1 protein-coding gene is annotated in these 1176 nt (G+C 37.7%); it reads left to right on the forward strand.

Annotated elements, in window-relative coordinates; translation table 11 throughout:
- Positions 1–90: 90 nt before the first annotated feature.
- Positions 91–1154, forward strand: a protein-coding gene (locus DDE80_RS14375) for an IS630 family transposase (RefSeq protein WP_108308631.1) whose coding sequence is annotated in 2 segments (ribosomal slippage) — positions 91–612 and positions 615–1154 — 1062 coding nt in all. Because the reading frame shifts where the segments join, the coding sequence is not laid out codon by codon here.
- Positions 1155–1176 lie beyond the last annotated feature (22 nt).

A 1176-nucleotide genomic window follows, 5' to 3' on the forward strand; every position in this document is an offset into this window, starting at 1 on the left:
TATATATAAGGTGATTAACTTTTAGACTTACACTCTTTTTCTTCGTTTTCCTGTATACTATTCTTAATAGATATGAAACGGAGAAAAATGATGCGTAAAATTGTCCTAATTCCTGAAGAACAAATTCCTGCTGCTTTAGAAGAATTAAAGCTTGTCATGAAAGAAGAAAACAATCATAAAATGTTCGTTCGCTACCAAGTGATTTATATGTTACTTTCGGGCGAATCGTATGAAAAAATTGTTGACTATACAGGTCTTTCTTTAGCGACGCTGTTCAATTATCGCAAAGCTTATTGTGAAAAAGGGATCGCTGGACTTGGACGTAAAAAACAACCTGGTCGAAAGCGTCATTTAACGGCTGAACAAGAAGCACAAGTCGTCGCGACAATTGTCAACCAAACGCCTAAAGATGCTGGTTTTCCTGTTGAAATGAACTGGACAGCGCCTCTTCTTCGCGATTGGATTAAGCGAACATTTGGTGTATCTTTTTCTGTGCGTGGGACACGTGATTTATTGTACCGTCTTGGTTTAAGTTATACGAAACCAACGTATACATTGGAAAAAGCAGACTCCCTCAAACAAGCAGCTTTCCTTGAAGAATTTGAACAGGCGAAAAAAAACTAATTCATGGTCAAATTGATCGTATTTTATTTGAAGACGAGTCGATGATCCGTGATTACCAAGCGATTGCCAACACGTGGTTTCTAAAAGGTCAACAAAAAATCATTCCAACATATGGCCGACATCAAGGTGTTAAACTAATTGGTACATTGGATTACGAAACGGGTGATGTATTTTGCGTGCAAGAAGAACAATATACCGCTGTTGAATTCCTAAGTTTTTTAGAAAAAGTCATCGCTCGTTATCCGAATGAACGCATCGTGATGGTATTAGACAATGCGCGCATACACCATGCGAAATTGATTCAACCATTTTTAGAAAAGTATCAAGATTCCTTTGAATTTCTGTTCCTTCCGCCGTACAGTCCCAATTTAAATTTAATCGAAGGACTGTGGAAATGGATGAAGACAACGGTGATCCACAATGTCTTTTACTCAAATGTCGGAAAGATTCAACGTGCTGTCCAAGGCTTTATCCAAATGATTAATCAAACACCTGAAAATACGGTGAATAGGCTGTGCTTGAAACTCTAATTTTCTTTCACCGTATATATAG

Source organism: Metalysinibacillus jejuensis (assembly GCF_003057615.1).
GTDB classification, from domain to species: domain Bacteria; phylum Bacillota; class Bacilli; order Bacillales_A; family Planococcaceae; genus Metalysinibacillus; species Metalysinibacillus jejuensis.